This is a genomic window from Microbacterium jejuense (genome assembly GCF_039544225.1).
GTDB lineage: Bacteria > Actinomycetota > Actinomycetes > Actinomycetales > Microbacteriaceae > Microbacterium > Microbacterium jejuense.
In genome coordinates this window covers 112,810-137,596 of sequence record NZ_BAABLG010000002.1, presented here as the reverse complement: position 1 = coordinate 137,596, position 24,787 = coordinate 112,810, and the positions used below count along the sequence as shown (strand labels likewise).

General features: G+C 67.1%; 19 protein-coding genes. 2 read left to right on the top strand and 17 right to left on the bottom strand.

The window, feature by feature from the left end; translation table 11 throughout:
• Positions 1-46: 46 nt before the first annotated feature.
• The 4 genes from ABEA46_RS03010 to ABEA46_RS02995 are packed head-to-tail and all read right to left on the bottom strand — an operon-like array spanning position 47 to position 5,259.
• Positions 47-886 (bottom strand): ATP-binding cassette domain-containing protein, encoded by an 840-nt coding sequence (locus ABEA46_RS03010; protein ID WP_345542872.1) that lies wholly within the window; start codon positions 884-886, stop codon positions 47-49.
• Positions 886-2,742, bottom strand: a complete 1,857-nt coding sequence (locus ABEA46_RS03005; RefSeq protein ID WP_345542871.1) for a dipeptide/oligopeptide/nickel ABC transporter permease/ATP-binding protein — start codon at positions 2,740-2,742, stop codon at positions 886-888. Before ABEA46_RS03005 ends, ABEA46_RS03010 begins: the two co-directional genes overlap by 1 nt.
• Entirely contained in the window at positions 2,739-3,677 is a 939-nt protein-coding gene (locus tag ABEA46_RS03000; RefSeq protein WP_345542870.1) for an ABC transporter permease, read from the bottom strand. The genes ABEA46_RS03005 and ABEA46_RS03000 overlap by 4 nt, the downstream gene beginning before the upstream one ends.
• Positions 3,678-3,732: 55 nt before the next feature.
• The gene (locus ABEA46_RS02995) at positions 3,733-5,259 is read right to left on the bottom strand and encodes an ABC transporter substrate-binding protein (protein WP_345542869.1); all 1,527 of its coding nucleotides are present in this window, start codon (positions 5,257-5,259) and stop codon (positions 3,733-3,735) included.
• Positions 5,260-5,454: 195 nt separating this feature from the next.
• On the opposite strand from ABEA46_RS02995, the gene ABEA46_RS02990 reads away from it, so the two are divergent.
• On the top strand, positions 5,455-6,066 hold the full coding sequence (locus tag ABEA46_RS02990) for a TetR/AcrR family transcriptional regulator (protein ID WP_116193401.1): 612 nt from the start codon (positions 5,455-5,457) through the stop codon (positions 6,064-6,066).
• Positions 6,067-6,102: 36 nt separating this feature from the next.
• Here ABEA46_RS02990 and ABEA46_RS02985 read toward each other — a convergent pair whose 3' ends face one another.
• Entirely contained in the window at positions 6,103-8,655 is a 2,553-nt protein-coding gene (locus ABEA46_RS02985) for a glycoside hydrolase family 2 protein (RefSeq protein ID WP_345542868.1), read from the bottom strand.
• A 24-nt stretch (positions 8,656-8,679) separates the two neighbouring features.
• Between ABEA46_RS02985 and ABEA46_RS02980 the strand changes: the two genes are divergently transcribed.
• Positions 8,680-10,404: an AMP-binding protein gene (locus tag ABEA46_RS02980; protein ID WP_345543108.1), complete on the top strand. Its 1,725-nt coding sequence runs from the start codon at positions 8,680-8,682 to the stop codon at positions 10,402-10,404.
• Positions 10,405-10,441: 37 nt separating this feature from the next.
• Here ABEA46_RS02980 and ABEA46_RS02975 read toward each other — a convergent pair whose 3' ends face one another.
• From ABEA46_RS02975 to ABEA46_RS02920, 12 genes are all read right to left on the bottom strand, one after another.
• Positions 10,442-11,182 (bottom strand): SDR family NAD(P)-dependent oxidoreductase, encoded by a 741-nt coding sequence (locus tag ABEA46_RS02975; protein WP_345542866.1) that lies wholly within the window; start codon positions 11,180-11,182, stop codon positions 10,442-10,444.
• Between the two features lie 2 nt (positions 11,183-11,184).
• On the bottom strand, positions 11,185-12,198 hold the full coding sequence (locus ABEA46_RS02970; RefSeq protein ID WP_345542865.1) for a zinc-dependent alcohol dehydrogenase: 1,014 nt from the start codon (positions 12,196-12,198) through the stop codon (positions 11,185-11,187).
• A complete protein-coding gene (locus tag ABEA46_RS02965) occupies positions 12,195-13,052 on the bottom strand; it encodes a fumarylacetoacetate hydrolase family protein (RefSeq protein ID WP_345542864.1) in 858 nt (285 codons plus the stop codon). Before ABEA46_RS02965 ends, ABEA46_RS02970 begins: the two co-directional genes overlap by 4 nt.
• The gene (locus tag ABEA46_RS02960) at positions 13,049-13,969 is read right to left on the bottom strand and encodes an SMP-30/gluconolactonase/LRE family protein (RefSeq protein ID WP_345542863.1); all 921 of its coding nucleotides are present in this window, start codon (positions 13,967-13,969) and stop codon (positions 13,049-13,051) included. Before ABEA46_RS02960 ends, ABEA46_RS02965 begins: the two co-directional genes overlap by 4 nt.
• Complete coding sequence (locus ABEA46_RS02955; RefSeq protein WP_425563151.1) at positions 13,966-16,812, bottom strand: FAD-binding and (Fe-S)-binding domain-containing protein; 2,847 nt, start codon at positions 16,810-16,812, stop codon at positions 13,966-13,968. The genes ABEA46_RS02960 and ABEA46_RS02955 overlap by 4 nt, the downstream gene beginning before the upstream one ends.
• Positions 16,799-18,514 (bottom strand): IlvD/Edd family dehydratase, encoded by a 1,716-nt coding sequence (locus ABEA46_RS02950; RefSeq protein WP_345542862.1) that lies wholly within the window; start codon positions 18,512-18,514, stop codon positions 16,799-16,801. Before ABEA46_RS02950 ends, ABEA46_RS02955 begins: the two co-directional genes overlap by 14 nt.
• 27 nt (positions 18,515-18,541) lie before the next feature.
• Positions 18,542-19,216: an SDR family NAD(P)-dependent oxidoreductase gene (locus tag ABEA46_RS02945; RefSeq protein WP_345542861.1), complete on the bottom strand. Its 675-nt coding sequence runs from the start codon at positions 19,214-19,216 to the stop codon at positions 18,542-18,544.
• Positions 19,217-19,258: 42 nt separating this feature from the next.
• Entirely contained in the window at positions 19,259-20,896 is a 1,638-nt protein-coding gene (locus ABEA46_RS02940) for a CocE/NonD family hydrolase (protein ID WP_345542860.1), read from the bottom strand.
• Complete coding sequence (locus tag ABEA46_RS02935; protein WP_345542859.1) at positions 20,893-21,858, bottom strand: alpha/beta hydrolase; 966 nt, start codon at positions 21,856-21,858, stop codon at positions 20,893-20,895. The genes ABEA46_RS02940 and ABEA46_RS02935 overlap by 4 nt, the downstream gene beginning before the upstream one ends.
• Positions 21,859-21,890: 32 nt before the next feature.
• Positions 21,891-22,547 carry a TetR/AcrR family transcriptional regulator gene (locus tag ABEA46_RS02930; protein WP_345542858.1) on the bottom strand — a complete coding sequence of 219 codons (657 nt, stop codon included), beginning with the start codon at positions 22,545-22,547 and terminating at the stop codon, positions 21,891-21,893.
• Positions 22,548-22,585: 38 nt separating this feature from the next.
• Positions 22,586-23,380 (bottom strand): SGNH/GDSL hydrolase family protein, encoded by a 795-nt coding sequence (locus tag ABEA46_RS02925; RefSeq protein WP_345542857.1) that lies wholly within the window; start codon positions 23,378-23,380, stop codon positions 22,586-22,588.
• Between the two features lie 108 nt (positions 23,381-23,488).
• Complete coding sequence (locus ABEA46_RS02920) at positions 23,489-24,691, bottom strand: alpha/beta hydrolase fold domain-containing protein (RefSeq protein WP_345542856.1); 1,203 nt, start codon at positions 24,689-24,691, stop codon at positions 23,489-23,491.
• Between the last annotated feature and the right edge of the window lie 96 nt (positions 24,692-24,787).

Below are 24,787 nucleotides of genomic sequence, written 5' to 3'. Positions count from 1 at the left end.
GTGACCATTGTATCAAAAACCACCCAGATGGGTGGCTTTCGTCGTGTCAGCCTCCGTCGCCCGTGTTCACGAGTTCGCGTCGCAGCATCCGCCGCTTCCGCTGCTCGTCCGGGTCCGAGACGGGAGCTGCGAGGAAGAGCCTCTGGGTGTACGGATGGGTCGGCCTCGACGTGACCTGGTCGCCATCGCCGATCTCGACGATCTCGCCCCGGTACATGACCGCGACGCGATGGCTGATGTGCCGCACCACCGAGAGGTCGTGCGAGATGAACAGGTAGGCCACCCCGGTGCGCTCCTGGATCTCGATGAACAGGTCGAGCACGCGCGCCTGCGTGGACAGGTCAAGAGCGGATACAGGCTCATCGCACACGATTACGCGCGGATCCAATGCCAGCGCACGGGCGATGGCCACCCGCTGTCGCTGGCCGCCCGAGAACTCACGCGGCAGTCGTGTCCGCGATGCCGACGGGAGCCCGACGCGATCGAGGAGCTCCACGACCTTCGCTTGAGCGTCCCGTCGATGAACCCCCGCCGCGGTCAGCGGCTCGGTCAGGATGCTCTCGATCGTCATCGACGGGCTGAGCGACGAGTAGGGATCCTGGAACACGACCTGGATCTCGCGACCGAGCGCGCGACGCTGACGCGCCGGCAGGCGGGTGATGTCGCGGCCGTCGAATCTCACTGTGCCCGAGACGACGGGCGCGAGACCGAGCACCGCACGTCCGAGCGTCGTCTTCCCGGAGCCCGACTCGCCCACGAGGCCCAGCGTCTCGCCGGGCGACAGATCGAACGAGACACCGTGGAGCGCTTGGAACGGCTTCGCGCCGAATCCCTTGCCGTGGTACTCGACGACCACGTCCTCGGCTTGCAGAATCGGGGACGTCATCACCGAACACCTTTCGCCTCGTGCCGCGCCGATCGCGCAGGAGTGTCCTCCAGGAGAGCGTCCAACAATGAACGCGTATAAGCATGAGCGGGCGTCACGAGCACGTCCCGGACCGCGCCGGTCTCGACGAACCGTCCCTGCCGCATCACCGTGACCCGGTTGCAGAGGTCGGCGACGACGCCGACGTTATGCGTGACCAGGAGCATGGTCAGCCCCCGTTCTTCCTGGAGGTCGCGAAGCAGATCCAGCACCTCCGCCTGGACGGTCACGTCGAGCGCGGTCGTCGGCTCATCCGCGATGAGGATGTCGGGGTCCATCGAGATCGCGCCCGCAATGAGGATGCGCTGCGCCATCCCACCCGACACCTCCCAGGGGTAGCTGGCGAGCGTGCGGGCGGGGTCGGCGATGCCGACCCGAGTCAGGAGGTCGACAGCACGCTGACGGGCATCGGCCTTGCTCAGCTTCAGGCGATGGCGCAGCGGATGCACGAGCTGGCTGCCGATGGTGAACGAAGGGTCGAGGTTGCTCATCGGCTCCTGGGGGATGTATCCGATGCGAGACCCGCGGATCGCCGACATCGCCCGGTCATCCGCTCCGTCGAGCACACGGCCGTCGAACCGGATCTCGCCGCCGGTGACGCGGCCCCCGCGCGGCAAGAGACCGAGAAGGGAGAACGCGGTCTGCGTCTTCCCCGATCCCGACTCACCGATGAGGCCGTGGACCTCGCCTTCTCGCAGCTCCAGCGACACACCGTGCACGACCTCGACATCCGAACCGTCGGTCTGCGAATACGCGACACGCAGGTCATGGACGCTGAGCAGCACGTCTCCGCCGCTGCGCACTTCCTCGCGATGAACGATCGGCGCGGCATCCTCATCATCGATGAGGGCGTCATCGAGGTCGCCCGCGCTCAGCGACACCGACGTGGTGACGGCGGCTATCGACCCCGTGCGGGTCGTGACCGCGCGACGACCGCGGCGGCGCGGTGGCACCGTGCGCTCCAATTCATCTCGAAGCCCGTTGCCGAGAAGCACGAAGGCGACGCCTGTCAGCCCGAGAGCGACCGCGGGGCCGACGATGAGCCAGGGCGCGCTGTAGACCTGCTGGAAGCCCGCAGACAGGAGCGATCCCCACGTGGGCGTGCTCGGGTTTCCCAGCCCCAGGAATTCGAGGCCGGCGAGCAGTGCCACCGACATGCCCGCCACCAGGGCCGACTGCACGATGATGGGCGCGCGCACGGCGGAGAGGACGTGGCGTCCGATGATGCGGCCGTTGCCGAGTCCCGACACCCGCGCGGCATCCACGTACAGCTCATCGCGCACGGATCGCACCGCGCCGTATGTGAGGCGGAAGAACACCGGCGACAAGAAGAGCCCGAGAAGGAACATCATCCCGAGAAGGGACGGTCCGATGATCGCGCGAGCAGCGACGATCATGACGATCGCGGGCAGTGCCATCAGGACGCCGACGATCCACGACGAGAGCGTGTCGAACCAACCGCCGAAGTAGCCGGCGACGAGCCCTCCGCCGACGCCGAACACGAGCGCGGTGACGAGCGCGAACAGTCCGGTCCAGACGCTCAGCGGTGAGCCCGCGATGACCCGGGAGAGTGCGTCACGTCCTTGGTTGTCGGTGCCGAGCCAGTGCTCGGGGCTGGGCGGCAGGAGGATGTCGTCGATCGATGCGACGGTCGGGTCGTACGGCATGATCCACGGTGCGAAGACGACGACGAACCCGATGATCGCGAGGAGGACCAGGGCGATGACCGTCAGGGGCCGCCGGAGGAGCCGTAAGAACAGTCGCGGCTGGCGAACGGCGGCAGCAGGAGTCAGCGTGGAGGCGAGCATCTCGGTCATTGGCGTGCCTTCGGGTTGACGGCGGCCTGCGTGAGGTCGATGAGGAGGTTGCCGATGACGACGACGATCGCGGTGACGACGACGACCCCCATGACGACGGGGATGTCGGTCGACAGCGTGGCGTTGATTGCCAGCTGCCCGATCCCGGGGAGCGCGAAGATCTGCTCGACGAAGACCGCTCCGCCGAGGAGGCCGATGAACTGGAGTCCGAGAATCGTGAGCGCAGGGCCGCTCGCGTTGCGCAGCACGTGTCGGTACAGCACGTGGTTGATGGTCAGACCGCGGCTTCGGAGTGTCCGCACGTAGTCGCGATTCACGGTATCGAGGATGGATCCGCGCACCTGCTGGGCGACGCCGGCGATCGCGCCGATCGACAGTGCCGCGACAGGCAGGGTGATCGAGGTGATCCATCCGCCGAACGACTCGGTGATGGGCGTGAACCCGGTCGCACGGAACCAGTGGAGGTTGATCGCGAAGACGATCAGAAGCCAGAGCGCGATGAGGAAGCTCGGGATCGCCAGAGCGACCACGCTCAGAATCTGAATGAGGGTGTCGACCCATCCGCCGCGGTAGGCCGCGAGAACCCCGAGACCGACCGCGATGATCGCGGTCACCGCCACCGTGAGGATGACGAGCGAAAGAGTGACCGGGAGCCGACTCGTGATCGCGTCGGTCACGCGCTGGCCCGTCACCCACGATCGTCCGAGATCACCGGTGAACGCGGACGTGATCCACTGGAAGAACTGCTGCATCAGCGGCTCGTCGAGTCCGAGCTCGGCGGCCTTCTTGGCCACGGTCTCGGGCGTCGCGGACTCCCCGAGGAGTCGTCGGGCGATGTCTCCACTGGAGCTGAAGAGCATCGCAAAGGTCACGAAGGCGACCACGAGCACCAGGACAATCCCGGAGAGCAGTCGCGCGGTGATGTATCGGCGCATGGTTCGATTCCCCGCCATCGGGGCCGGCCGTCGACCGGCCCCGATGGGGAAGGTGTTACTTGGGCTGGATGTCGAAGATCGACGGATAGGTCGTCAGCGTCGGAACAGTGACGGTGACATCGGGGCTCGATCCGATGAGCGAGAAGCTGCCCTGGATCGGAGCGAACCAGGCGTTCTCCACGATGTACTCATTGATCTCACGCGCAGCCTCGGCCTGAGCCACCTCGTCGCCCGTCTGCACCGACAGGATCAGCTCGTCAAGCGCCGGGTCCTGGGTGTGGAAGGGGTTGAAGGCCGCCTCGGGCGAGATGATCTGCTTGATCGTGCCCCAGTCGGTGGGCTCTCCAAGCGCGAAGTAGACCGCCGAGAACTTCTGGCTGAGGATGTCGGTGATCGAGTTCTGCAGCTGTGCCTCAGTCCAGGCGACCGTGATGCCAGCCTCTGCGAGCATCTGCTCGAGGATCGCGTAGTTGTCGCGGTTGCCGAAATCGGGGAGGTTCAGCGTGACGCCGTCGGGGTATCCCGCGTCGGCGAGCAGTTCCTTGGCCTTTTCGGGGTCGTAGGGGTAGGCCTCATCGAGGGCGGCGTCGTAGGCGGCGCCGGCCGACGGGAAGACCTGCGTGGTCGGCTCCCCGATGCCGTTGTTGAGCGCCGTGATGAGCGCGGGACGGTCGAGCGCGTAGTTGATCGCCTGACGAACCTCGACCTTTCCGAGTGGCTCCGAAAGCTGACCGTCGCGGTCGAACAGCATGAGCCCGGCGAACCCACCGGGCTGGATCTGGTCGACGGTCCATCCTGCGGCTTCAGCAGGGTCCACGCCTTCCTTGGGAAGCTGCACGACGTCGACCTCGCCGGCCGAGATCGCGCTCACGATCGCCGCCGGGTCGGCGAACGTCGTGACCGTGAGCTCGTCAAAGTACTGGACATCGGGGTTCCAGTAATCCGGGTTGGCGGTGTAGTGGTACGAGGAGCCGATGACGGTCGCCTCGGTGTCGAGCACGTAGGCCCCGGAACCGACAGGGTTGGTGGCGAGATCGGGATCAGCGAGCGCCTCCCCCGAGGCTACGAGGCCTGCCTCCGAGGCGAGGTAGAGAGTGAAGTTCGGGTCGGGGAGAGCGAGGGTGATCACGACGGTCGCGTCATCGGATGCCTCGATCGAAGTCACACCGGCGAGCCGGCTGGCGTTGGAGGCGGTGCCGTCCTTGAAGCGCTCGAGGTTCGCAACGACCGTCTCAGCGTCCAGCGCGCTGCCGTCGGTGAACTCGACGTCATCCCGGAGCGTGAGCGTGAGCTCGGTGCGGTCATCGTTGTATGCCCACTCAGTCGCAAGCCACGGCTGCAGTTCACCGGCGGCATCGACACGCAGAAGCGTGTCATAGACAGCCTCGAAGTACGGCGCAAGGGGGCCCATCGTCGCTGCGGCCGGGTCGAGCGAGCCCGGCGCCGCGACGGCGACGAGCGTCACCTCGCCCCCACGCTCGACGTCTGTGGGCTCGGTGTCGGGCTCCTGCGCGCCGGCGCATCCGGTCAGCGCCAGAGCCAGGACCGCGGTCACTGCCGCGGTCGTCTTCCATCGGAACATCGTCGTCCTTTTCGTTATCGGGCGGACCCGGCGGTGGGTCAGCGGCTCCCGGCGAGCATATCCGAAAACCACCCACTTGGGTGTGTTTTACTGAATCGTTATAACTCGTGGCATCTCCAGGCTCGCGGTCGAATCTCACGCGAGCGACTAGCGTGGGGCTTCGAGACACCTCCGCGACCGACGAAAGAACCGACCATGACGACACAGGACACCACGCCGCGAGCGCGGGGCGAGTACGCCAAGTCCGCTCAGAGGCGGAAGGAGATCATCGCCGCAGCCGTCGAGGTCTTCTCGGAATCAGGCTTTCGCGACGGGAGTCTGCGCACGGTCGCAGAGCGCGCGGGAATGACCCACGCGGGAATGCGACACCACTTCCCCACCAAGGTCGACCTCCTCGAGGCCGTCCTCCAGTGGCGGGAGGAGGAATCGCTCGAGCGTGCGCGCCTCTCACATCCCACCGGCATCGATGTGATTCGCGCCTGGATCAACTCGGTGGGTGAGAACTCGACACGCCCCGCCCTCGTCGAGCTCGAGGCGGTGCTGTCCGCCGAGGCGATCTCTGCCGACAATCCCGCCCACGAGTACTTCACCGACCTCTACCAGCGCGCGGAGGCCCTTCTCACGAGGGCATTCTCGACGATGGCGGATGAAGGCCAACTCCGGGCAGAGATCGAGCCGTCCGTCGCTGCCCGACTGCTCCTGTCGACCACCCTCGGACTCCAGACCCTCTGGCTCCGCAACCGCTCGATCGACACCGCTGCCGAGCTGAAGACCTACACCGCCGCGCTGCTCACCGTCCCGCTGTGACCGAGCGTCCACGACTCGGATGACCAGCCGACGAAGTCAACTCGCCGTCACTTGCACCGATGCGTCTCCCTGAGGCGAAACGGCGTGCAGGCGGATCCTTCCCGGCCCGATCGGGCGCACGATGGCGAGCAGACACCCCTCATGCGTCGCGTGTGTGGCACCGGCAAACGGCTCCTCGTCATCGGGCTTCGCGCTCGAGAGTGCGACCAGCTCACCAGGGCCGCTCACCGTCACCGTCACGTCGGATGTCGCATCGACGGCGACGGTCCCTGCGGCATCCCGAAGCGCGAGGTGCACGAACGCGAGATCATCCGGGGATGCGGCGATCCGCTTCCGCTCTGCTGAGGCGGTCAGCGCGAGCCGGCCGGTGAGACTGGAGAGCTCCGTTCGCCCGGCCTCGATTCCATCGCGTCGAGCGATGGCGACGAGGACGCCGCGGCGGTAGACCGTCTCAAAGCGCGCGATGAATCCCCGCGGCTGCCCCCCGACCTCGATCCCCACGGCAGCGGTGCCGAGGCTCTCACCGTCGAGAAGGAGTTCGACCTCATCGGCGTCGGAGTACACGTCGACGACCACCGGCGATCCGTCAGCAACATCCCACGCCCAGCTCGACACCACGTCGTCCCACGCCCAACGGCCGACGGTCAACGCGCGACCGTGCCCCTGCGGGCGGTGGACCGCGATGTATGGCTCGTCGCGCAGTCCCCACACCGTCTCGCGCCAGTACGAGATCGGGCGACGTCCGCCGTTGATGTCGAGGGTGCCCGCCTGCGAGAGCAGCCAGGGGTATGGCGATGCCATACCGATCGGCTGCAGCGGATCATCCGCGTATACAGCCCGTCCGGTGCCGGCTTCGCCGAGGTGGTCCCAGGCGGTCCAGGCGAAGTCACCGATCACCTGCGGGTGCTTCTCGACCAGCGCCCACAGCTTGTCCAGGCGTCCGGGGAATGTCTCCGAGCCGACGATGACCCGGTCGGGGAAAATCTCGGCGTCGAGGTCGTAGCGCGCCTCGGAATAGTTGATGCCTGCGACGTCGACCTGCGCGTGCGCTTCCTCGGTGCGGGCTGTCGCGGTTTCGGATGCACCGACCCCGGCAGAACCGTCGGAGCCGAGGATCGAGTTGAAGTCGATCGCGACCGAGTCGTCACTCGCGGTCACGCGCGAATCGATGATGGACACGAGTGCGTTCACCGAGTTCATGAGGGGTCGAGTCGGGTCGAGCGAGCGGAACTTCTCGGCGATCCGCCTGCCCCATACCGCACCTCCCGGTCGGCCGACCTCGAGGATCTCGTTGCCGATCGAGTACATGAGCACGCTCGGGTGGTTGCGGTCGCTGCGCACCAGAGCCTCGACATCGCGCTCCCACCATGCCGGAAAGCTGAGGGACGTGTCGTAGGAGGACTTGCCGACCGTCCACACATCGGACAGTTCGTCGATGACGAACATTCCGAGTTCGTCGCACGCGTCGAGCAGTGCTCGACTGGCGGCGTTGTGGGCGCTGCGGATCGCGGTGAATCCCGCCGCCTTGAGGAGTTCGACCTTTCGGCGCTCGGCCGCCGCGATCGCTGCCGCGCCGAGGGGGCCGTTGTCGTGGTGCACGCAACCACCCCGAAGCTTGACCGTCCGCCCGTTCACCCTCAGACCGTGGATGGGATCGACCTGGAGGGAACGAACGCCGAACGCGGTGATATCCGTATCGAGAACCTCCCCTGCTGCATCGATGAGCGTCGACTCGACGCGGTAAAGATGTGGGGATTCGACATCCCACAGCTTCGGCTCGCGCACGTAGTGAGGCACGCGGACGATCGCGGGTTCGCCCGGAAGCACTGTGACAGGAACCGACTTATCGCTGACGATCGTGCCCGTGGCATCCATCACCACTGACCACAGACGCGCGATGCGCTGATGACGGGAGTCGTTTCGCACCTCCACAGCTGCCGAGACGACGGCGAGGTCCGCGTCGATCTGAGGCGTCGTGACCACCACGCCGTCAAGCGGGATGTAGACGGGGTCCGCGACGGCGAGCCACACCGGGCGGTAGATCCCGACCCCCGCGTACCACCGGCTGTCCTGGTGTGTGCGCGCCTCGACGCGAAGAGTGTTCCGCGCGCCGGCGACGACTCGAGAGGTCAGATCGATCGAGAACGGACTGTATCCCGACGGCTGCTGTGCGATGAAGTCACCGTTGAGGTAGACGACGGCATCGCGGTAGACGCCGTCGAAAGCCACGACGACGCTCTTCTGTGCCCATTCCGCAGGCACGTCGAGTGACTTCTCGTACACGACATGAGCACTGGGGTAGTAGCCGGAGTGACTGCCGTTCGGGCTGGTCTCCGACCGCGGCAGATCGCGAAGGGCATCGTGTGGAAGAGTCACTTGTACAGGTGGCGCAGGCATGAGAGCCGCGGCGAACAGCGACTGCTTGGGCGCGACGGTCCACCCGTCGTTGAACGATGTGCGCAGCATCCTCGCCGCTCCTTCGGTCGGTGCGTCGAAACGCAGAAGAGTCTCCGACGACCTTAGATGAAATTCACCCAAGTGTGCGAAATCAACGTAGGATGATGGCGCGCGCATGCCCCAAGCGCCCACCGACTCGAGGAGGAGCAGGTGACCATGACTGATATCGACACCGATGCGATCGGCGAGCTGGATGCTTATGCCTCGCTCCGCGCCGCGCGGGACCGATTGGTCGCACTACGCGAAGACTATGTCTCCGCGACGCAGGGATTCGCGTGGCCCGAGTTCGGCGCACGGTTCAACTGGGCGATCGACTGGTTCGACCGCATCGCCCGAGGCAACCAGCGAACGGCGCTGCACATTGTGGAGGAGGACGGCACGGAGGCCTCCTACACCTTCGACGCGATGGCACGACGCTCCGACCAGGTCGGACGCTGGCTGGAAGGGCAAGACATCGGCAAGGGCGACGCCGTGCTGCTCATGCTGGGCAACCAGGTCGAGCTGTGGGAATCGATGCTCGCGGTCATGAAGATCGGCGCCGTCCTCGTGCCGACGACGACCGCGCTCGGGCCCGCCGACCTCGCCGATCGGATCGCACGCAGTCGGGTCCGTGCGGTGATCGCGAATCCCGCAGATACCGCAAAGTTCGATTCGCCGGAAGGTGACTACGTCCGGATCGTCGTCGGCGAAGCGCACGGGTGGACGGCATACTCCGACGCGGCGACCGCGCCCGATGACGCTCCCTTCGAGGTGACAACGGCACCGCACGACCCCCTGCTCCGCTATTTCACGTCGGGCACGACGAGCAAGCCCAAGCTCGTCGAGCACACTCAGTACTCCTACCCCGTCGGGCACCTGTCGACCATGTACTTCCTCGGACTACGTCCTGGAGACGTACATCTGAACATCAGCTCTCCGGGATGGGCGAAGCATGCGTGGAGCTGCTTCTTCGCACCATGGCTCGCTGAGGCGACGGTCTTCGTCTACAACTACGCCCGTTTCGACGCCGCCGCCCTGCTGCGCCAGATCGAGCGCGCCGGCATCACCACGTTCTGCGCCCCGCCGACGGTGTGGCGGATGCTGATCCAGGCCGATCTCTCGGGCGGGCACGGCGCACTCCGTGAGCTCGTGGGAGCGGGGGAGCCGCTCAACCCCGAGGTCATCACGCGCGTCCAGCAGCAATGGGGACTCACCATCCGCGACGGCTACGGCCAGACCGAGACGACGGCCCAGATCGGGAACACCCCGGGCTCGGACGTCGTCTTCGGAGCGATGGGTCGCCCGCTTCCTGGCGTGCCGGTGGTTCTGATCGATCCGGTCACGGGCGAGGCTGCCGACGAAGGCGAGATCTGCCTCGACCTCTCGAAGTCACCCCGAAACCTCATGACCGGATACGCCGACGACCTCGAACGCACCGCCGACGTCATGGCGGGGGGCCTGTATCACACGGGCGACATCGCATCGCGAGGCGCCGATGGCTACCTGACCTACGTCGGCCGCACCGACGACGTCTTCAAGTCGTCGGGGTACAAGATCTCGCCGTTCGAACTCGAAAGCGCGCTGATCGAGCACCCCGCCGTCGCCGAGGCAGCCGTGGTGCCTGCTCCGGACGAGACGCGCAACGCCGTCCCGAAGGCCTATATCGCTCTTGTGGAGGGATGGGCAGCGGACAGCAACACCGCATTCCAGATCCTCAAACATGCGCGCGAGACGCTCGCCCCCTACCTTCGGGTGCGACGGGTGGAGTTCGCGGAGCTGCCCAAGACGATCTCGGGCAAGATCCGGCGCGCCGAGCTGGGCACGCGAGAAGAAGCAGCGGCTGAGCGAAGCGAGGGCGAGTATCGCGATGATGACTTCGCCGAGTTGAAGGCCGCCCGGTGACGGCAACGCGCCGACAGTAGGCGCCATTCTCTGACACTCAGACCCGCAGCGTGGTCAGTCCCCCGTCGACGGTCAGCACGGTTCCCGTCGTCGACGCCGCGCGGGGCGAGGCGAGGTTCGCCACGGCGAACGCTACCTCGTCAGCGGTCACGAGGCGCCCCATCGGCTGGCGTCCGCGCAGGTTCGTCGCCGTCGCCTCAGGATCGTCGGCCGCGGCGAGCAGGCGTTGCACCCAGGGGGTGTCGGCCGTTCCGGGGGCGATCGCGTTCACACGGATGCCGTCACCCAGGTGGTCCGCCGCCATGGCGTACGTCAGACCGACGACCGCGCCCTTGGTCGCGCTGTAGAGCGCGCGGTTCGGCAACCCATTGGTCGCAGCGACGGAGGCGGTGTTGACGATCGCGGCAGCGCTCGACTTCTTCAGCCACGGCAGCGCGGCGCGTGTGACGCGCGCGATGCCGACGACGTTGATGTCGTAGACGCGGTGCCATGCGTCGTCGTCGTTGGCCGAGACGTCGCCTGCCGCGCCGATGCCGGCGTTGTTGACGAGCACGTCGATACCCCCGAGATCGTCTGCGATCCTCGCGATCGCGGCCTGCACCGAGGCGTCGTCACTCACGTCAGCGACCACCGCGAGCGAGTGGCCTCCCGGCGCGCCGGCGTCGCGGTCGATGATCGCAACCCGAGCCCCGCGACGGGTCAACTCTGAGGCGGTCGCAGCACCGATACCGCTCGCCCCGCCCGTGACGACGGCGACGAGTCCGGAGAAGTCATTCATGATCATGCTCCGATCGAGACGTGGAACTTCGGCCCCGCACCCGACTCCCCGGGACGCTCGCCCGCCAGGATCGCGGGCAGGTCGTCGAGGGTGAGGGTTGCGGCGATCAGTGGACGCGGGTCGACCGCCCCGGACGCGTAGGACCGTATCGTTCCCGCGAGCCCTGGTGAGGCGCTGAGGATGCCGACCGCAGTCACGTCCTTGAGGGCGATCTCGCGGGTATCGACAAGACTCGGCGTCCCGGCGAGGCCGACGTATACGACACGCTTGCCCGGCTCAACAAGGTCGACTGCCCTCGCAGGCAGATGCGGGGCATTGGACGCCTCGATCACCGCATCCCACGGCATAGCGGGCAAGGTCTCCTCGGTCCACACATTCTCGAATCCGAGCGATCGGGCGAAGGCGAGCGACCGCTCGCCGCGACCGAGCAGGTGCACCTCAGCACCCGCCGCGCGAGCGAAGAATCCACAGAGGAGCCCGATGGTTCCTGGACCGAGCACGAGGCAGCGGTCACCCGGCGACAGGCTCGCGGCCTCGACGGACCGGTAGGCGTTGCCGCCCGGTTCGACCATGGCGCCCATCGCATCGTCGACGGAGTCCGGCAGGCGGTGCAGCGAGTGCACCGGCACAGCGACCTGTTCGGCGAGGGCGCCGGGCGCGCCATCGCGGATGCCCAGTTCGCCGCGGAACTCGCAGACATGCTGCAGGCCCTGCGCGCAACGACGGCACGTGCCACACCCGAGCATGGTGTCACCCGTGACGCGGGCGCCCAGCCACGAGGCATCCACTCCTTCGCCGATCTGCGAGACGACACCCATCCACTCGTGTCCGATGCGCACAGGGAACGAGGTGTGGCGGGTCTCGTAGTACGCCATCTCGCCGGTGAAGAGCTCCATATCGGTGCCGCAGATGCCGGCGCGCTTCACATCGACCACCACGTGGCCGGGTGATGGGACCGGGGCCTCGACATCCTGCACCTCGGCGCGGTGCGGGCCGGTGATGACGAGGGCCTTCATCGGGGTGCGATGACGGTCTGTCGCTGGGCGCCGAGGCCGTCGATGCCGAGGGTCATGACATCGCCGGCCTGGAGCCAGATCTGCGGGGTGAAGCCCATGCCGACTCCGGGAGGGGTGCCGGTGTTGATGAGGTCGCCCGGTTCGAGCACCATGAACTGGCTGATGTAGTGGACGATGAAGTACGGGTCGAAGATCATCGTCGACGTGGAGCCGGTCTGTCGGCGGGTGCCGTTGACGTCGAGCCACATGCCCAGGTCGGTGACGGACGCGACCTCGTCCTGGGTAACCAGCCAGGGCCCGGCGGGGTTGAAGGTCTCGGCGGACTTGCCCTTGAGCCACTGCCCGCCGCGCTCCATCTGGAACGCCCGCTCCGAGACGTCGTTGACGAGAACCCAGCCGGCGATCGCGTCGCGGGCGGCCTCAACCGAGTCGAGGTAGCTGGTGCGCTTGCCGATCACGATCCCGAGCTCGACCTCCCAGTCGGGCTTGGTCGCACCGCGCGGGATGCGCACGTCGTCGTTCGGGCCGACGAGCGTGTTGGGTGACTTGGTGAACAGAATCGGCTCGGAGGGGACGGCCTGCCCGGTCTCGGCGGCGTGGTCGGAGTAGTTCAAACCCACGCAGATGATCTGGTGCGGGCGCGCCATCGGCGACCCGATGCGCTGGTCGCCGATCGGCTGCCCGCCGGTAGCCGCACGCTCCGCGACGACGGGGGCGATGCGTTCGAGCCCACCCGAGCCGAAGAAGGCTTCGTCGAAGTCGGTGACGACGTCGGAGAGGTCGATGTAGTGGTCGTCGCCGACGAGAGCGGCGGGCTTTTCGGCGCCGGGGGCACCGATGCGCAGGAGCTTCATGCTGTTTCCTCCAGAGAGAGTGCGGCGGGCGTTCCGGCCCACAGGTTCGGGTAGATGCCGCGGTGCCCGGTCCGGACCGTGAACAGGCGGCCCGACAAGGGATGCGCGGCAAGATCGTCGGGCGTCATGCCTTCGGTGGCGGTCGTGATGACCAGGGTGTCGAGATCGGGGCCGGCGAACACCGGGCACGACGTGTGCGGGGCGGGCACGTCGACCCGCCCGACGATCTCGCCGTCGGGTGAGATGCGGATGACGCATCCCTCACCCCACAGCGCCACCCACAGGTGATCGTCCGCATCGATCGTCATCCCGTCGGGGTACTCGTCGGTGATCTCCAGGAACACGCGACGCTCCCCCGTCTCACCGGTGGCGGGGTCGTAGTCACGGGCATGGATGCGGCGGCTCAGCGTGTCGATCGAGTACAGGGTGCGACCGTCCCGCGTCCACGCGAGCCCGTTCGACAGTCCGAGGTCGTCGTCGAGCACGGCGACGGTGCCGTCCGCGCCGATCTGCAGCAGCTGCTCCCCGCCCGGTCCCTTGGTGCCGACGACGAAACGGCCGACCGGGTCGGGCTTGCCGTCGTTGAACCGACGCTCCGCCCCCTCGAGCAGTTCCGGCCCCGCGGTGATCTCGCCGTCGACGCTGCGGGTGTAGAGGCGGTGGGTGCCGGCGACCAGCCACTCCCCGGCACGCGAGACGGCGACCGCGCCGGCGGTGTCCGGGAACGGGACCCGCTCGACCTGTTCGATGGCGCCGCCCGACAGAACCCGGCCGGTGTGGACGACACCCGCCATGATGTCGACCCAGAGCAGGATGCCGCGAGTCGAGTCCCAGGTGGGTCCTTCCGCGAGGAAGTGTGCCTGTCCTGTCGCGACGCGCGGGATACCGAGCGAGGGGATGTGAGCGTAGGCGCTCATGCGGGGGCCTCCGTGAGGGTGTCGTCCAGGATCTGCAGGATGTGTCGGTACGGCTGCCCGGTCGCGCGGGTCATGCCGAGCTCGCAAGTGCGGTTCAGTGATGCGTGGGCGACCGATGATGCGGCCGAGACGTCAGCGGCTTCGCGGCGGGTGGCGGAGTGAGTGAGTTCGGGATGCAGCATCCCGCGGTCTCCGGCGAAGCCGCAGCATCCCCAGTCCTCGGGAACCACCACGGCCTCGGCGGCGGCCCCGGCGACGCGGGTGAGGGCGCCGTTGATGCCGAGGTGCGTGGATGAGCAGGTGGGGTGCACCGTGACCGAGGCGACCTTCTCGCCCGCGGGCAGGTGCGGGAGGACCTGTTCGTCGACGAACGCGACCGCGTCGATCACGGTGATGTTCGCCTGGTCTGCGGCGTCGAGGAGCACCTGCAATCCCTCGGTGCAGCTGGACGCGTCGCACACGACCGGGAGGCTTCCCCCGTCGGTGGCGCGGAAGAGGGATGCAGCGACCTTGTCGGTCATGATCTGGTACCCGTCGGACAGTCCCTTGGACTTCCACGGGGTGCCGCAGCACAGCGACGGCAGGTCGTCTGGGGTCGCCATCCGTACACCGGCGCGTTCGCACAGGCGCAGGAAGGACTCCGCGACCCCGTCGCCGCCGACCGGACCGAACATCGTGTTCGTGCACGACGAGAAGAACACCGCGACCGGCTCCTCGGCCACGATCACCCGACGACGGGAACCGCCACCGGGGAGATCGGTCGTATACAGAGGGACGGTGTCCTCACCGAGCATGCCCCGCCCGGCCTTCGTCGCCAGCGCGGGCAGGGCGGCCGGCACCGCGTTCGCGACGCTCAGAGCGACCCCTCCGACCGCGGACACAGCATCCCACTGCTTCGCCGCGAGGTTCCAGCCCGCCTGCGCGACCGCGTTCTGGTTCTCTTTCCGTAGGCGTCGCACGAGGTCGCCGGTATTGATGAGCACCGGGCAGGCCGTCTGACACATGCCGTCGACCGCGCAGGTCTGCACCCCGTCGTACCCGTACTCCTTCTCCAGCGTTCGGGCGAGGGTGTCGTCGCCCAGGTCGCGGGCGCGCTGGATCTCGCGGCGCAGCACGATCCGCTCGCGTGGGGTGAGGGTGATGTCCTTCGACGGGCAGACGGGTTCGCAGTACCCGCACTCCACGCACCGATCGACCTCGGACTCGACGGTGGGGGCGGTCTTCAGATGACGGGTATGCGCCTGCGGGTCGTCGGTGAGCAGGACTCCCGGATTGAGGGTCATGCCCGGGTCGATGAGCCGCTTGACCGCCCACATCACGTCGTACAGTTCGTCACCGTACTGGCGGTGCACGAACGGGGCCATGATCCGCCCGGTGCCGTGTTCGGCCTTCAGCGTGCCGCCCTGCGCAAGGACGAGCTCGACCATCTGCTCGGTGAATGCCTCGTACCGGGCGAGTTTCTCGGGGTCGTCGAAGCGTTCGTTGACGAGGAAGTGGATGTTGCCGTCCTTCGCGTGACCGAAGATCACGCTCCCCTCGTACCCGTGCTTGTCGAACAGGGCGATGAGCTGCTCGCAGGTCTCGCCCAGACGCTCCACCGGCACCGCGATGTCTTCCAGCAGCGCCGTCGTGCCCGACGGGCGAGCGCCGGCAACGGCGGTGAACAGGCCCTTGCGGATATGCCACAGCTGCGCCCTGACCGCGGCATCCGTCGTCAGCACCGCCCGATCCACCAGCGGCAGCGCCGCAAGCAGCCGCTCCGCCGAAGTCCGACGCGCTGCCAGGATGTCTGCGGTCTCCTCCTGGAACTCGACCAGCAGCGCGGCGTGATCGACCACGACCAGGCCGGTCAGGTCGGCGGTCGCTTCCGGATCCTGCTGCGCGACGCGCAGGGATGCGGCATCCAGCAACTCGATCGTCGCGAACCCGGCCTCCACCAGGGCCGGCAGTGCCGCGGTCGCGGCGGCGAGGTTCTCGAACAGCAGCAGACCCGTCGCCAGCTGCGGCAGCACCGGCAGGGTGCGGAACGTCGCCTCGGCGACGAACGCGAGCGTGCCCTCCGACCCGACGATCAGGTGCGTCAGGATGTCGAGCGGCTCATCGTGATCCAGGAACGAGTTCAGCCCGTAGCCCATCGTGTTCTTGATCGCGTGCAGGGTGCGCAGCGTCTCGACGGAGTCGGGGTTGTTCCGGACGCGGTCGCGCAGCGCGAGCAGGCCGTCGTGGATTCCGGGCTCGACCGCCCGGAAGCGTTCGGCCGCGTCGGGTGCGCCGGTATCGATCACCGTTCCCGACGGCAGCACCAGCACCGCCGACTCCAGGGTGCGGTACGCGTTCGCGTGGGTGCCGCACGACATCCCCGACGAGTTGTTCGCGATCACCCCGCCGATCGTGCACGCGATCTCACTCGCCGGATCCGGACCCAGCTTTCGCCCGTGCCGAGCCAGCCGCGTGTTCACCGCACGCACCGTCGCACCGGGCTGCACCCGCACCCGCACCCGCTCCCCCGCATCCAGCACCTCGATCCGCCGGAAATGGTGCCGAGTGTCGATCAGCACCTGATCGGTGCCCGCCTGACCCGACAGGCTCGTGCCCCCCGACCGGAACGTCACCGGCACGCCCCGCGCACGGGCGGCGGCCATCACGCGGCCGACCTCGTCGACATCCGTCGGAGTCACCACCACCTGCGGGGTGAGGAGGTAATGCGACGCGTCGTGCGCGCCCGCCAGTCGATCCGTCGCACGCTCCCCCACAGCGGCGCCGACCGCTTCGATCGCGGCGACCAGGGCAGGGTCGACCGGTGCGAGCGTCGCAGTACCGGCATCCCGATCAGTGCGATTCACGCGACACCTTCGAACCGCTCGAACCCACCAAGAAGTCCATGTCCGCGCCCTGGTCCGCCTGCAGGACGTGATCGACGTAGAGCCGCTCCCAGCCGCGGCGCGGGTTGGCGTAGCCGTCGACCGTGGCCTGGTTCGGGGTCCGGGCCGCCAACTCCTCCGCGGGGACATCGAGGTCCAGCCGCCCGGCGCGCACGTCGAGAGTGATCCAGTCCCCCGTCTGGACGAGCGCGAGCGGTCCGCCGGCCGCCGCCTCGGGGGTGACGTGCAGCACGACCGTGCCGTACGCGGTGCCCGACATGCGGCCGTCACAGATCCGCACTATGTCGCGCACGCCCTGTGCGAGGAGCTTCGCCGGGAGCGGCATGTTCGAGACTTCCGGCATCCCGGGGTATCCCTTGGGCCCGCACCCGCGGAGCACCATCACGCTGTCCACGTCGATGTCGAGGTCGGGGTCGTCGATGCGGGCGTGGAAATCCTCGATGGAGTCGAACACCACGGCCCGGCCACGGTGCTTCAGCAGGTGCGGCGACGCGGCGGCCGGCTTGATGATCGCCCCGCCGGGGGCGAGCGAGCCCCGCAGGACGGTGATGCCCGCGGCGGGCTGCAACGGGCTCTCGCGCGGCGTGATCACATCGGCATCCCAGATCTTGGCGTCTTCGAGGTAGTCGACGAACGGCTTCCCCGTGATGCTCAGAGCCGCAGGGTCGAGCAGGTCGCGCACCTCGCGCATCACGGCGAGGAATCCGCCCGCGCGGTACAGGTCGTCCATGAGGTAGCGACCGGCGGGCTGCAGGTTCACCAGCAGCGGCACCTGCGCGCCGATGCGGTCGAAGTCGTCGATGGTCAGGTCGATACCCAGCCGCCCCGCGATCGCCAGGAGGTGCACAACCGCGTTGGTCGACCCGCCGATCGCGGCCAGCGCCACGATTGCGTTGTGGAAGTTCGCCTTCGTCAGGAACGTCGACGGACGGCGGTCATCGGCGACGAGCTGCACCGCAAGCCGACCGGTCTCATGCGCCGCCTCCAGCAGCCGGGCGTCGGGCGCGGGCGTGCCCGCGAGGCCGGGCACGATCGTCCCCAGCGCTTCCGCGACCAGCGCCATCGTCGACGCCGTGCCCATCGTGTTGCAGTGCCCCTTCGAGCGGATCATCGACGACTCGCTCTTCAGGAACTGCGCCTTGCTCAGCGTGCCCGCGCGAACCTCCTCGCTAAGCCGCCACACATCCGTCCCGCAGCCGAGCGCCTCGTTGCGGAAGTGCCCGGTGAGCATCGGCCCGCCCGGCACGACGACGGCAGGAAGATCGACGGATGCCGCGGCCATGAGCAGCGACGGGATCGTCTTGTCGCACCCGCCGAGGAGCACCACCCCATCGATCGGGTTCGCCCGCAGCATCTCCTCCGTCGCCATCGCCGCCATGTTGCGCCACAGCATCGCGGTCGGGCGCACCTGGGTCTCACCCAGCGACACCACCGGCAGCTCGAGCGGGATCCCCCCAGCCTCGTAGATGCCGTTCTTCACCGACTCCGCCACCTCGTCGAGGTGCGCATTGCACGGGGTCAGATCGGAGGCCGTGTTCGCGATCGCGATCTGCGGGCGTCCTTCGAACGCGCTCGACGGCACACCGCGTCGCATCCACGCGCGGTGGATGTACGCATTCCGATCACTACCCGAATACCACCCGGCGCTGCGCAACTCGCTCATGCCAGATACTCTCCCGAATCCCGCGACCTAGTAGGTCGCGCGGCCTCCACTGATGTCGTACACGGCGCCGGTCGAAAACGACACTCTTTCTGAGGCGAGCCAGGCCACGAGCTCCGCCACCTCACGGGCCTCGCCCACGCGCTTCATCGGGATGAGCGAGGTGATGTGGGCGAGAACTTCGGAAGCTGTGGAGTCGTTCATCGGGGTGGCGATCACCGCCGGAGCGATCGCGTTCACGATCACGCCCGTGGTCGCCAACTCCTTGCCTGCCGACTTCGTCAACGCGATCACGGCCGCTTTCGTCGCCGAGTACACGCTGAGGTTGGGATTGCCGTCCTTGCCCGCCATACTCGCGAAATTGACGATCCGCCCCCACTTCCGCTCGACCATCCCTGGCACGAACGCCTGCATCATCGCGACCGTGCCGAGCACATTCACCTCAAACGTCTGGCGCCAATCGTCGGCGTCGGTCTGCAGCAAAGGCAGGTTCGGTCCGACGATGCCCGCGGAGTTGATCAGGATGTCGATGGCGCCGACACGTTCCGCCAGCGCAGCGACTGCAGACCCATCGGTGATGTCGAGGATCTCGTCAGCCCCGTCGACGCGATCGACGGTGATCACGTCGATCGCGTCTGAACGTAGACGTTCGGCCGTGGCGGCTCCGAGGCCGCTTGCACCTCCGGTCACAACGGCACGTCGCATAAGCACGTATTCCTTCCGCTCTCAGTGGATTCCGTAGAGTCGTCACGCCGAGGGCGCGCGAGTCGGCAGTCGGACAGTCGACGCGGCACGCGCGTGCGAAACGACATGGGTGTTGGGAAAGAGCTCGTGCGCGGCGAGAGGATTCTCCCCAGTACCAGGATTTCGGCTGAACTGGGGAAAGGAGCCGCCTGCGACAATCAGACGGATACGGTGTCCTGCGCGGAACGTGTGCGCGGTGTCGTTCAGGGTGAGGGCGACCGGTTCTGTCGCGGATCCGACACGCACATAGGTCTCGCTCACTGCTGTCGATCTGCCGCGGGGATCAACATCGCTCACGCGCACGAACAGGTCTGCGTCAGCCCGCTCTGCCGTGTGATCGAGGCTGACGACCGGGGCGCCGAGCACGGTCAGTTCCCCATCGAGCGGATCGCTGTCGTAGACGATCACATCCGTACGTTCGATGTAAGCCGAGTCCTCGACGTATCCGCCCTTGGCGATGAGGTTGCCACCGATCGTCGGCGTGGGAGCTCCGGGGTCGTAGACGAAACTCGCCGGCGCAGCATCCGGCTCGGGCCGTTCGGTAGCGAGACGACCCTCGGGATGCAGGTGGAATGTCTTGGATGCGAGATCGAGCGGCGGCCATTGATCGAAGTCGAGCCAGGTCTTCCGGTCTGTCATCTGGACACGCACCGGGGCCGAGCGTGCCAACGGCATGCCGGCGAGGTGCGCGTCGAGCCAGCGAACACTTTCGCGAGCGATCGTGGTTCCGCCGCGGAGCAGGATGTCAGCGTGCACCCATGCACCAGCGGTCAGAGCGACATCGATACCCCGCTGACGGAGCCGCGCGTACTGCTCGAGCGACTGCGGAAGGAAGATGTCCTGCCAGCCCGCGACGATGAGCGTCGGGGTGCTGATGTTCTCGAGCGCGCGAGCGTGCTGCATCGGGCTCCAGTACGGATCCGACAGATCCGAACGCGAAAGCCTGTCCCGCATCCACGCCCGCTTGCCGACGAAGAAGGCTTCGGCTGCCGGCAACGACGGCACCGCGTCGATGACCGCCTCCGCGCCTTTGTCGAATGAGCGCCGAACCTTCATGTTGCGCAGCGGGTTTCTGCTCTCGGGCGGTCCCCCGACTCCACCGCTCCAGCCGATGAGGTCCGTGCGGAAGGAGCCTGTCCCCCAAGTGTGTCGACTGAAATCGTGTGGCCCCATGACGACGACCGATGCCGCTAGGTCAGCCGGCGGATCGGCCAACAGTGCCCACTGCGTGAAGCCGAGATATGAGCCACCGATCGTCGCCAAGCGGCCTCCGTACCAAGGCTGCTCTCGCAGCCAACTCACGATGTCGTGACTGTCATCGGCGTCGGTGCGCATCGGATCGAGAACTCCATCGGAGTCGGCCGTTCCGCGCGTGGAAGCGAACACGACGGTGTAACCCTGCCCTGCGAAAGCCCACGCGAACCCGACGGTGTAGACGAAGCCGCGACCGTAGGGCCCGACTGCAAGCAGCACGCCCTTGGATGGAACTGCCGGCTCATAGATGTCTGCGCCGAGCGTTATCCCGTCGCGCATCGGAATACGGACCGGACGCAATCGCCAGGGCGTGGGCTTCGGCAACTGCGCCCGTCGCGCATGCCACCGCGACCACAGCGGGAGTGTCGACTTCGACGTCTCGCTCACGCGGCGCCCTCGCCGTCGAGGCCACGAAGCCAGTCGGCCATGACCTGCACCGAGTGGAGGAACGGCGCCGCACCGCCCCTCCCGAGGTGCCCGTGGTAGACGTCCGGCTCGACCAGCTCAACGACTTCGACTCCGACTGCGCGAAGCTGCGTGGCGAACGCCTCGGCCGAGGCCCGCATCCCGTCGTATTCGCTGTTCAGGAACAGGGTGCGCGGATAGCCCGCGAGATCGTTCGCGACGCCTGGCATCGCGTATGCGGGAGCGTCGACCGCCGGCATCCCGATGTAGTTCTCGACCACGGTTTGCACGAGGTCGGGAGACGGGCGCAGCATCGGCGACAGTCTCGCGATCTTGCCCGCAAGCTCGTCACTCGGAACGGGCAGCACCGGGTGCAGCAATGGATAGAGGAGCAGGGTCGACGCGGGTTGGAGGCGCGCCCGGTCTCGCAGCGCCAGGGCTGCGCCCGCGGCGAGGTTCCCACCGGCGCTCGCGCCGCCAAGAGAGATGCGCTCCGGGTCGACTCCCAGCTCATCGGCTCGATCCACCACCCAGTCGAAGACCGCAAGGACGTCATCGTGCAAGGAAGGGAAGTGGATCCCGAGCGCCAGCCGGTAGTCGACCGAGATGACGACGGCATCCGCGCGCGCGCTCACCTCGCGGGCAACGGCATCGGCCTCGGCCATGTCGAGATCACCCGAGAAAAACGAACCTCCATGGCACCAGATCAAAGCTGGGCGATCGGGTCGGCGCGCAGGCGGGCAGTAGACACGGATGCGGCATTCGTCGCCCGAGACGGCGACCACCTCGTCCCGCGTCGATACCTCGGGGGCGACATACGTCGCCTCACCCTCGCGCGGGGCAAGCAGCCTCATGATGAGCTCAGCGTCGCCGCCCTCGAGGGGATTGGTTGCCTCCCACGCGGCTGCGCCGGCCTGGAGGCGTTCGAAGTAGATGTCGCCCATGACGTCCTTTCCGCGACAACCCTACCCGAAAGTCACCCAGTTGGGTGGTTTCTATGCTCGCTTCGCCGCGAGCCGCCGGCGAGGTTGAGATTGCGGATCGCGTTCTCGACGAATCGAGCCGCGAGATCCTGTGCCACGAAAAGATCATCGCCGCGCGCGATTGCGCGCTCGCAGACTTGACGTGCGAGTCCGACGCACGCAGCGGCGATGAGATCGGATGACTCTCCCAGTTCAGCGCCGAGCACCTTCTGCCTCCGGCGGATCAGCGCGTCGAGCTGTTCGATCACGCCTTCCACGACCTCTCGGCGAATCGTCACCACCTCGGCGCTCGGCGAATCGCCGAGGAAGAGAACGTGGAAACCCGAAGGTCTTTCACGGGCGAAGTGGAACAGCGGCTCCATTCCAGACCTCGCGAGTTCGCGCAACGGCAAGTCACCGCCTCGTTCGTAGGCGACAGCAACCTGGCTCCGAAACACGTCGGCCTCGCGACGCACCACCATTTCGTGGATCCGCTCCTTGTTTCCCAATCGCGCGTACAGCGTGGGCTTGGTCGTCCCGGCCGCACGAGCAATATCGACGATCTGCGCACGCGCAAAGCCGTCGATGTAGAAAATCTCGCGCGCAGCATCCAGAAGGACGTCGACATCGAAGCGGCGTCCGCTGGGACCGGGAAGGGTGGGGGCGGGCACCCGCTCAGTGTAGAAGTCTGCACGGGTGCCCGCCTTACTCATCCGGTGACCGCCGTCAGCGCCGCCAGGTAGCCGAACCGGTACCCGTTGTCGTTGGGGTGTACCGGCGGAAGGTCGACGACCGATCGAACCCACGGCTGAAGCGAACAGACGTTGTGTCCGGAGAAGATCGAGCGCACGTCGACCCAGTGGAAACCGGCATCCGTGGCGAGCTCTCCGAGGCCGTTGTCGAAGAGATCGATCGAGGCCACGATCTTCTGACGCTGGTACTGATTCGGAACGAACAGGCCGTAGCAGAACCAACCGGTCTCGAAGATGTGCGGGTATCCGAGCACGTACACATCCGCGTTCGGCGCCGCGTCGCGAATCGCTGCGTACGTCGCCTCGACCTTCGCCAAATAGCCGGGGAGGTCGACCGCGAACTGCTGATTCACCGTGTTGCACTGGGCATTGCCGAGAAGGCAGTTGGTGACGAGGTTGCCGAGTACCGCGTCGTTGCCACCGATGGTGATCGTGACGACATCCGTCGTTGCGCTGAGCGCTGAGAGCTGGGTCGAGAGAACATCCTCCGTCGTTGCGCCACCGCAACTGGCATCGATGAAACTCGTGATGCCGTGCTGCTCTGCCCACAGCGTCGGATACCCGTTGGGGCTCGTCCCGCATCCGCCCGGAGAGGATCCCGTGGCACCGAGCCCGGACGAGAAGGAGTCGCCCAAGGCGACGTACTCCGTGTCTGGACCATAGGGCGGCGTCGCCTGGGCCGGGGCGCTCAGCCCGAAAGCAAGGACCGCGGTCAGCAGTGCGGCGAGGGAAGAGATCGTGCGTCGTTGCATACTCAGCTCCGTTGCTCGTCGGTCCGCGTCGATGCGGACTCGTGACGGCTCCCGAAGCTAGCGATAACCTTTACTTAAAGTCAAGCAATGGCACCCACTGCGATTTCGTCATGCGCCGTGACGGCGGAAGTGACGCAAGTACAGGTGAAGCATGGTCTGGTTGGGCAGTCCGTCGTAGCGCGCAGAGATGAGGTGATCGCCCCATCGGCGGTAGACCGCCTGAATGTCGACGCCCGATCGCTTGGCCTCCGCAACGAAGTTCCGAACCCCGGCAACCGGAACCAGGTGATCAGGCACGCATGCCGTCAATAGAGTCGGCGGCGCCGCCGGCGACAGGTAGTTGTTCACCCGGATGGCCTCGATGCGTTCCGGGAAGTCCGCGATGTCGCCGCCGATGTAGGTACGCACCATGTCGCGGGTAGCCGGACCCCACTGTGGATCGATGTTGTCGTGGACGTAGACCGGGTCGACCGCGGGTACTTCGCCGGCGACCGCAGTAACACGGGGGACGCTCTTCCCGTTCGGCAGCTCGAGGCGGTCCACCGCTGAGGCATACGTCGCGGCAAGTGCGAGATTCGCGCCGGCCGAGCCACCCCAGACGACGATTCGCTCGGCATCCGCCGTCCACCGCTCCGCATTCTCGGCCGCCCACGCCAGCGCCATGCCGATCTGCGACATGGCGACGTCCCAGGTCGGCCGGGAATCGGTCGCGAGGCTGTACTCCGGTGCGATGACGACGTATCCGTGATCAGCGAACCAGCGCAAGTCCGCCGAAGCGTCGTCGGGCGCGCCCTGGATCCAACCACCGCCATGCACGTAGACCATCAATGGCGCGCTCTCAACCCGCGGATTCCGCGGAAGATAGATCTCTGCACGCAGCGGTCGACCATCGCTGTCCGCGGCATACGACTCCACCGCGTCCGGGGTCGGCTTGGGACTCCTCCGCACAGAGAATGCCGACACCGACACTGACGCCCCGGCAGCCCGAGCGGCCCGCACCTGGTCGACGAGGATCACGGCCGAAGCCAGCGTGCTCACCGAGCCGAGCACTGCGAGCACACTGCCGAATCGCTTGCTCCCCAATGCCGCCGCCCCTGAGGCAGCGCCAGAACCGACCATGCCCGCGATCACCCCCGGACCGATATACGTCGGCCACACCAGCGAGCCGGCGACACCGATCCGCGGGAGGCGGGGAACAAAGGCACCAAGTGTGAAGAGCGAGACAAGCGCCACGATCGGCGCCGCCAGCGTCAGCAGCGCGGCTCGAAAAGCCGACCGAATCACATGCGCCCGCCGAGATACTCGCGCCATGGGAACCTCCTTGAAACCCACCCATCTGGATGGCTTTCATGTTAGTGTGTTGTCGCTCGAGCCGGAGTGCGGCTTGCCATCACAAGGAAGTGAGCC